Genomic DNA, 8,727 nt, shown 5'->3' with positions numbered 1-8,727 from the left:
GACCGGATGCAGCCCGACATCGGCGCCTGGTCGCAATATCTGGAAGTGGGTATCGGCCCCGATGCCGAGATCTTCACCAAATGCCAGCCGATGGCCTCCGTCGGCTTCGGCGCCGATGTCGGGCTGCATCCGGTCTCCACCTGGAACAATCCGGAGCCGGAGATCGCGATGATCGCCGACAGCTCGGGCCGCATCGTCGGCGCCACGCTCGGCAACGATGTCAATCTGCGCGATGTCGAAGGACGCTCGGCGCTGCTGCTCGGCAAGGCCAAGGACAACAATGCTTCCGCCTCGCTTGGACCTTTCATCCGGCTCTTCGACGAGACCTTTTCCATCGCCGACGTGAAGCGCGCCACGGTGCGGCTAAGCGTCGAGGGCGAGGACGGTTTTTCGCTGGAGGGCGCAAGCTCGATGGCCGAGATCAGCCGCTCGCCGGAAGAGCTGGTCAGAGCCGCGATGGGACCGCATCACCAGTACCCGGACGGGCTGGCGCTCTATCTCGGCACCATGTTCGTGCCATCGAAGGATCGCGGCGAAAAGGGCAAGGGCTTCACCCACAAGGTCGGCGACACCGTCACCATCTCGTCGGAAAAGTTGGGCGCGCTGATCAACCGGGTGCGCCTGTCGCCCGACTGCCCGCCCTGGACCTACGGCGCCAGCCACCTCATGCGCGACCTCGCCAGAGCCGGTCTGATCTAGCAGCGGATCACAACGGCATACGCTTGCTCATCACTGGAGGCTGATGAGCGCAACGGCGTTTGCCCGGGAAAATATCACGGTAACTGATGCAATCTGATGGGATTGCTGATGGCGTGCGGAGCTGTGCCAACATCCATTGACGATCGAGGCTTGCCAGCGGCCGAAAAAGGGAATGCTCTAGAGGCGTCCGGTCGGCGCGGGCAGGAAGATGCGACCCTTGAGGATCGTATCGCGCCTGATGTGGAGGTGGTTTCAACATGGGAGGAAATCGATGCTTTCGAGGCTGAGACTGTTCGTGCTTGGCTTGATCGCGGCGATCGCCATTCCGGCGATGGCCGAGGCCAAGACGTTCTACTGGATTTCGCATGGCGGCCCGGCCGATCCGGTCTGGACCTACTTCCTCGCCGGGGCCAAGCAATGGGCGACCGACACCGGCAACAAGGTGAACACCTCGTTCCACAATGGCGACGTTGCCTCGCAGCAGGAGGCTGTTCGCGCCGCCATCTCGGCCAAGGCCGACGGCATCGTCACCACCAGCCCCGATCCGGGCAGCCTCGTCGAGATCGTCAAGGAGGCCCGTGCGGCCAACATTCCGATCATCAACTTCAACACGCCCGACCCGAAGGCCGACTTCAACGCCTATGTCGGCGGCGACAACGTCACCTTCGGCAAGCACTGGGCGCAGTATCTGGTCGATAAGGGCCTGGTGAAGAAGGGCGACTTCGTTTGGATGCCGGTCGAGGTGCCCGGCGCCACCTATGGCGTGCAGGAAGAGGAAGGCATCAAGAGCGTGTTCGAGCCGCTCGGCATCACCTATGAGGTGACCGAGGCGACGCTCGACCAGGCCGAAGTGATCACCCGCATGGTGGACTATCTCACCGCCCACAAGGGCAAGGTGAAGGCGATCATCGGCCTCGGCGATCTGGTCACAGGCTCGGTCAAGCGCGTCTTCGACCAGGTCGGCGTCAAGCCGGGCGAAATCCCCGTTGTCGGCTGGGGCAACTCGCTCGACACCACCCAGGAAGTGCTGAACGGCTATGTCAACGCCGCGCAGTGGCAGGACCCGCAGGCGACCAGCTACATCGCGCTTTCGATGGCGGCGATGGCGTCTGCCGGCATTCCTCCGGGCTTCAACGTCATCACCGGCGCGCTCTATGAAAAGGATACCGCCGGCGTCTATGACAAGATCCTGTCCGGCAAGTAATTCCTGACATCCACGGTCGCGGCTTTCGGGCCGCGATCGCCTGGACCGTCGAGTCCTGACTGATCGCAGCGGGCTCGCCAATCGTTGACATCGCGGGCCCAATGGAAAACCGTTCCTTCATCCAAAGTTTCATCGCGCGGCCGGAATTCGGGCCGCTGGTGCTGCTGATCGTCGAACTCGTCATCTTCTGGGGTATAAACCCGGATTTCCTGTCGCCGCAGAACATCTCGAACATTCTTGCCTTCACCGTCGAACTTGGGCTGATCGCGCTGGCGATGACCTTGCTGATGACGTCGGGCGAATTCGACCTCTCGGTCGGCTCGCTGTTCGGCTTCTCGCCGGTGCTGATGTGGACGCTGTTCAATGGCGGGGTCACTTCGCTGGAGATGGGCTTAGCCGTTGCGCTGGTGGTCGCGGCCTTGATCGGGCTTATCAACGGCTGGTTCGTCACGCAGCTCAAGATCCCGTCCTTCCTGGTCACGCTCGGCATGCTGCTCGTCGTGCGCGGCACCGCGCTTTTCGTCACCGATGGCTTTCCGCAGCGCACCTGGAGCGCCGAAGGCAGCTGGCTTGCGGACATCCTGGTCGGCGACTTCTACATCGGCCCGTTCCGCGTCTATGCCTCGCTGTTCTGGTTCATCGGCGCCGCGATCGCGCTCGGTTATGTGCTGACGCAAAGCCGCACCGGCAACTGGATCCAGGCGGCCGGCGGCAATCCCAACGCGGCGCGCGCCCGCGGCGTCAATGTCAGCCGGGTCAAGATCGGCCTGTTCATCCTGTCGGCGGTGATGGCCTCGCTCGCCGGTGTGATCTCGTCGCTGCGCACTTCGGCTGCCAATCCGAACAGCGGCACCGGCTACGAGCTCGAGGTCATCGCCATGGTGGTCATCGGCGGCACGGCGCTGACCGGCGGCCGCGGCACCATTATCGGCACGGTGCTCGGCATCCTGATCCTGCGCGTCATGCGCAACGGCATCGTGCTGATCGGCGTTCCGGGACTTGCCTACAACATCTTCATTGGCGCGATCATCCTCGGGATGATGGCGCTGCACTCATGGCTCGAACGCCGGCACCAGGCAGGGACTTGAAGACGATGGCCGAGCCTCTGATCCGCATGACGAACATCCGCAAGTCCTACGGGCGCGTACAGGCGCTGGTGGACGCCAACTTCCACGTCAACGAAAAGGAGATTGTCGGCCTGCTCGGCGACAACGGCGCCGGCAAGTCGACGCTGATCAAGGTGCTGTCGGGCGCGGTGCCGCTCACCAGCGGCGACATTTTCGTGCGCGGCAAGAAGGTGAATTTCCGCGGCACCAGCGACGCGATCGCTGAGGGCATCGAGACGATCTATCAGGACTCCGCGCTCGTCACGCAGCTGTCGATCGCCCGCAACCTGTTCCTGGGGCGCGAGCCGATCAAACCGCCGCGTTTCCTCAATCGCATGGACCAGGAGGCGATGAACACGGTGGCACGCGACCTGCTCAAGCAGGTCGGCATCTCCAAAAACATCCCGCCGACGACGCCGATCGGCTCGCTGTCGGGCGGCGAGCGGCAAGCAGTGGCGATCGCGCGCGCCATGCATTTCGACAGCGACCTCATCATCCTCGACGAGCCGACCAACAATCTCGGCGTTGCCGAGACGCAAGGGGTGTTGAGCTTCGTGCGCGGCGCCCGCGATTCCGGCCACTCCTGCATCTTCATAGCCCACAACATCCACCATGTGTTCCAGGTCGTCGACCGCATCGTGGTGATGCGCCGCGGCAAGGTGGTGGCCGATGATATCGATCCGAAGAAGACCACAGTGGCGGACGTCGAACGCGTCATCACCGGCATGACGGACAAGGAGATCCGCGATGCGATTTCCGACGGCCCGCAGCCGCATGGCTGATTTGGCCTGACCTTGATTTTTGACTGGGGCTCGATCCTCCCATGACCGGACCCATGAAAGCGACCGTAGCCGACATCGCCAGAAGCTGCGGCCTGTCGACCGCGACGGTCGACCGAGTGCTCAACAACAGGCCGGGCGCAAGCGCGGCCAACCGGCAGCGCGTCTTGGAGGCGGCAAAGCAGCTCGGCTATCTGCCGACGCTCGATCAAGTCGTGCTGCCGTCGAAGCCGGCGCATCTCGAATTCTTCCTGCCGATCGGCAGCAACGCCTTCATGGCCGACCTTGCCCATCATATCGAGGACTATGCCGCGCGCCTGCCGCTGGTCGCCTCCTGCCGCATCCACAACCTCGCCGGCATATCGCCGGGCGCGCTGCAAGGCGCGATCGAGAACCTCTCGCTCAAGGCCAACGGCGTCGGCGTCATCGCCGTCGACCATCCACGCACGCGCAACATTTTGCGCGAGCTGGTCGAGGCCGGCATTCGGCTGGTCACGCTGGTTTCCGATGTGCCCGCGGCCCCCCGCTCGGCGTATGTCGGCATCGACAACCGGGTTGCCGGACGCACGGCGGCGCTGCTGATGGGCCGCTTCCTTGGCGGCCGGATGGGGCACCTCGCGATGGTCGTTGGCTCGCGCTCCTACCGCGGCCACGAGGAGCGCGAGATGGGTTTCCGCTCGGTGCTCGCAGAAGAGTTCCCCAATCTCACCGTCTCCAGCGCCGTCGAGATCAACGACGAGCCCGACGCTAGCTACAGCGCGACCATGAAGGCCTTGCACAACGAACCGGAACTGCTCGGCATCTACTGCGTCGGCGCCGGACGCTCCGGCGTGGCCAAGGCGTTGCTCGAGGCCAAGCCGCGCAGAAAGCCCGTCTTCATCTGCCATGACCTGACCAGGGAAACACGCCGCTATCTGGTCGACGATCTCGCCGACGTGGTCATCGACCAGAACGCGCGGCTGATTGCCGAGCAAGCAGTGATCCGCCTGCTCGGCTCGATCGCCTCGTCGGCGCCGTACCTGACCAAAAAATTCATCGAGCCCCGGCTGATCATGAAGGAAAACGTGCCGGTGCAGTAGGCGCGAATAGCGTCATTGCCGTCGCCTCACTGATTTGTCAGACGATTGATCCGGCAAATCTGCACACCAGCTATGCACGTTTCGTAGTTGCCGAATGGTTGGGCAAATCGTAATTATTGCGGCGTCGGATGTCTTCCTCCTCCCAGACACCGGCGCTGAATGCGGTGCTCCTCCTCCCGCGCCGTATTCGAAATCGAAGCCCGCTGCCTCCTCCTCCCGGCAGCGGGCTTTTTCTTTGCCTGCACTTAGGCGGAGCGCCCCTCACCCGGATATTGCCGAGTCGAATTGCCTTGCAATTCGAGCAATCCGAACTCTCCTGGGGAGAGAGGAGACGGGTCAGCGCCGGCGCTAGCCTGGCCGCGAAGCGGCCGCATCAGGGGAAGCCGCCTTCAGCGTGCCCGGAACGAGGCGATCAGGCTCTCGGCCATGCGCACGAACTGCGCGCTCGGGCCCTCGGCGCCAACGCTCTGCATCGAGACGCGCGCGCCTTCGAGCAACAGCGACAGCGTATCGGCGAGCAACTCGGCCTGGCCGATGCCGGCATCGCGGCAGAGCGCAACCAGCTTCTCGCGCTGGGCTTCCTTCAGTTCCTTGATGACGCGCCGTGCCGGGTGATTGGTCTCGGTGAGCTCGACGGCGGCATTGGCCATGTCGCAGCCGCGACTGTCGGCGCTGAGCAGCTCTGAAGCCTTGCGGACCCAGGCATGCAACTGCGCGAGCTTGTCGCCGGGATGCTCGGCCTCGAACTCGTCCCATATCCTTGAAGCCTTCGCCGCCGTGGCGCGCAGGCATTCGATGATCAGATCGTCCTTGGATTCGAAGTGACGATAGAGCGTCATCTTGTTGGTGCCGGCAGCCTCCGTGATGGCGTCGACGCCGACGCCCTTGATCCCGTGCTTGTGGAACATGTCCTGCGCCGTTTCCAGGATGCGATCCCGGGGGCGGGAACGTTCCGCAACGCCGTCAGTCATCATGCTCTCCTTTCGTCGTTTCCAAAAAAACCGAGGTCACCTCTTGACTAGGGTGTTACCGGTCTGTAACTTTCAGATGTTACTTACTGGTAACACCTATATCACTCCCCGTCAAACGACAAGGCCCACCGATAGCCCTGCCAGAGTGAGATAGGACAGAAAACCTGCCTGTCATGCGGCTTCGGCCGGTGAAAACGAGAAAAAAGCGGTCCGTGATCATCCGATGCGGGCCGCAGCAAGGAGCCGCTCCTATGCAAAAGCGCAAAGACCTGACGATCGACGAAGCCATCCGGGATCCGATGATCCGGCTGGTGATGAAGGCTGATGGGGTCGATCCCAACGCCTTCGAACGGATGCTGCGCTCGCGCGCCGCGGAACAGGCGCCGGACGATGTCCTGCCATCCTTTTTGGAGGATTCCGGCTCCGTCCGGGCCCGGCGCCTGCGCCATTTTGCAAAACCGTTCGGCGAGGCATCCGCGTCATGGTGAACTTCTTCATCCACCGCCCGATCTTCGCATCGGCGATCGCCATCATCATGGTGCTCGCCGGTGCGATCGCCTATTTCCTGCTGCCGGTCTCGCAGTTCCCTGACATCACGCCCCCGCAGGTCGTGGTCAGCGCCCATTATCCAGGCGCCAGCGCGCAGGTGGTGGCCGATACGGTCACCACGCCGCTGGAGCAGCAGATCAACGGCGTGCAAGGCATGACCTATATGTCGTCGACGAGCTCGAATGACGGCTCCTCGACCATCACCATCACATTCGACGTCGGCTATCCGCTGAGCACCGCGGCCGTCGACGTCCAGAACCGCGTCTCGCAGGCCGCATCCTCCCTGCCGGCCATCGTCAACCAGGGCGGCGTCACGATCAAGAAGCAGAACCCGAACTTCGTTCTGATCGTCGACCTCACCTCGCCCGACGGCTCGGTCGATCCGGTGGCGCTGAGCAACCTCGCCTATCTCCAGGTCGTCGATCCGCTGAAGCGGCTGCCTGGCGTCGGCGACGTGCAGATCTTCGGCGAACGGCGCTATTCGATGCGCGTCTGGCTCGATCCGGACAAACTGGCCAATCTCGGCATCACCGCCGTCGATGTGCAGAACGCCATTTCCGAGCAGAACGTGCAGGTGGCGGCGGGCAAGATCGGCCAATCGCCGGCGCCGGCCGGCACCGCCTTCGAGATGCAGGTCAATGCGGTCGGCCGTTTGAGCGACCCGAAGGAATTCGGCGACATCGTCGTGCGCGCCAACTCGCAGAACGGCTCGCTCGTGCGTCTGCGCGACGTCGCCCGCATCGAGCTCGGCGCGCTGCAATATTCGTCATCGGCCTTCTTCGGCAAGGACCCGACCGTGGTGCTCGCCGTCTACCAGATGCCCGGCTCCAACGCGCTCGACCTGCAGCAGCGGGTCAAGGACAAGATGCAGGAATTGTCGGCGCGCTTCCCGAAGGGCGTCCACTACGCCATGCACTACGATACGACGCGCTTCGTCTCGGCCTCGATGCATGACGTGCTGATCACGCTCGGCGAAGCGCTGGTGCTGGTGGTGGCTGTCGTCTTTATCTTCCTGCAGAGCTGGCGCACCACCATCATCCCGACCATCGCCATCCCGGTGTCGTTGATCGCGACGCTGGCGGTGATGTACATGCTGGGCTTCTCGCTCAATATGCTCTCGCTGCTCGGCATGGTGCTGGCGATCGGCCTTGTCGTCGACGACGCCATCGTCGTGGTCGAGAACGTCGAGCGACAGCTGGAGGCCGGCCTCAAGCCGCTCGCCGCGACGCGCGCGGCGATGGCCGAAGTGACGGGCCCAATCATCGCCACCACCGCGGTGCTGATGGCGGTGTTCATCCCGGTCGCCTTCATCCCCGGCGTTTCGGGACGGCTCTACAACCAGTTCGCGCTTACCGTTGCGATCTCGGTCGGCATCTCCGCCTTCAACTCGCTGACGCTGAGCCCGGCGCTGAGCGCCGCGTTCCTGCGCCATCGCGGCGAAACGCAGTTCGTGCTGTTCCGCTGGTTCAATGCCGGCTTCGACTGGCTGTCGCATGCCTACGCGCATGGCGTGCGCATTCTGATCCGGCTGCGCTGGGCCATGCTCGGCCTGTTCGCGGCGGGCTTGGTCGCCACCTATTTCGTCTGGCAGAAGCTGCCCTCGACCTTCCTTCCGGTGGAGGACCAGGGTTATTTCTTCGTCGTCATCCAGTTGCCGGACGGCGCTTCGCTGGAGCGCACCGACGCGGTGGCGCAGAAGGCGCGCGACATCCTGCAGAACACGCCCGGCGTCGACATCGTCGGCTCGATCAGCGGCCTGAACTTCCTCACCAGCGCCGCGCAATCGAACTCGGCGGTGGAGTTCGCCATCCTGAAGCCGTGGGACGAACGCGGGCCCGACCAGAACGCATCGAAGCTGGTCGCCGAGGTGCGCAACAAGTTGCTGCAGATACCGGAGGCGTTTGCGCTCTCATTCGATCCACCCTCGATCCCGGGCCTCGGCACGACCGGCGGCTTCGAATTCCAGGTGGAAGACCTTTCGGGCCGCGGCAGCGCCGCGCTCAACGAGGTCACGCAGGCGCTGATCGCGGAAGCACGCAAGCAGCCGGAGCTCAATCCGCAGCAGCTGTTCTCGTCCTTCTCGACCTCGACGCCGCAGTTCAACTACGACCTCGACCGCAGCAAGGCGAAGCTGCTCGGCCTCAACCTGCCCGACGTGTTCAACACGCTGCAGATCTATCTCGGCTCCCTCTACGTCAACGACTTCAACCTTTTCGGCCGCACGTTCCGGGTGACGATCCAGGCCGACAAGGACGCGCGCGGAAACGCGAACGACATCTCGCGCCTCTACGTGCGCAATGCGTCCGGCGGGATGGTGCCGCTGAGCACACTGGGCAAGCT

The 8,727-nt window shown here is 63.6% G+C and carries 8 protein-coding genes; 7 read left to right on the top strand and 1 reads right to left on the bottom strand.

Annotated features, from left to right (window positions below; genetic code table 11):
* From EOA60_RS09470 to EOA60_RS09450, 5 genes are all read left to right on the top strand, one after another.
* On the top strand, positions 1–699 hold a 699-nt coding region (locus tag EOA60_RS09470), incomplete at its 5' end, for a fumarylacetoacetate hydrolase family protein (protein ID WP_206628113.1).
* A gap of 271 nt (positions 700–970) precedes the next feature.
* Positions 971–1,903: a substrate-binding domain-containing protein gene (locus tag EOA60_RS09465; protein WP_095823851.1), complete on the top strand. Its 933-nt coding sequence runs from the start codon at positions 971–973 to the stop codon at positions 1,901–1,903.
* A 101-nt stretch (positions 1,904–2,004) separates the two neighbouring features.
* Positions 2,005–2,991, top strand: coding sequence for an ABC transporter permease (locus tag EOA60_RS09460; RefSeq protein WP_095823852.1), 987 nt, complete (start codon positions 2,005–2,007; stop codon positions 2,989–2,991).
* Positions 2,992–2,996: 5 nt separating this feature from the next.
* Positions 2,997–3,791 (top strand): ATP-binding cassette domain-containing protein, encoded by a 795-nt coding sequence (locus EOA60_RS09455; protein WP_095823936.1) that lies wholly within the window; start codon positions 2,997–2,999, stop codon positions 3,789–3,791.
* 53 nt (positions 3,792–3,844) lie between these two features.
* A complete protein-coding gene (locus EOA60_RS09450; RefSeq protein ID WP_095823853.1) occupies positions 3,845–4,867 on the top strand; it encodes a LacI family DNA-binding transcriptional regulator in 1,023 nt (340 codons plus the stop codon).
* Positions 4,868–5,256: 389 nt separating this feature from the next.
* Here the strand turns inward: EOA60_RS09450 and EOA60_RS09440 are convergent, their stop codons facing one another.
* Positions 5,257–5,838, bottom strand: a complete 582-nt coding sequence (locus tag EOA60_RS09440; RefSeq protein WP_095823937.1) for a TetR/AcrR family transcriptional regulator — start codon at positions 5,836–5,838, stop codon at positions 5,257–5,259.
* 173 nt (positions 5,839–6,011) lie between these two features.
* Here EOA60_RS09440 and EOA60_RS09435 point away from each other — a divergent pair, with 173 nt between their 5' ends.
* Together EOA60_RS09435 and EOA60_RS09430 are read left to right on the top strand one after the other, a co-directional pair.
* A complete protein-coding gene (locus tag EOA60_RS09435) occupies positions 6,012–6,326 on the top strand; it encodes a hypothetical protein (RefSeq protein WP_245322299.1) in 315 nt (104 codons plus the stop codon).
* Positions 6,320–8,727, top strand: a 2,408-nt coding sequence (locus EOA60_RS09430) for an efflux RND transporter permease subunit (RefSeq protein ID WP_164899243.1), incomplete at its 3' end; no start/stop codon positions are given. The genes EOA60_RS09435 and EOA60_RS09430, both read left to right, overlap by 7 nt.

The organism is Mesorhizobium sp. M1A.F.Ca.IN.020.06.1.1 (assembly GCF_004023265.1).
GTDB lineage: Bacteria > Pseudomonadota > Alphaproteobacteria > Rhizobiales > Rhizobiaceae > Mesorhizobium.
The sequence above is the reverse complement of the archived record's forward strand: the minus strand, read 5'-3'. Positions and strand labels throughout refer to the sequence as shown.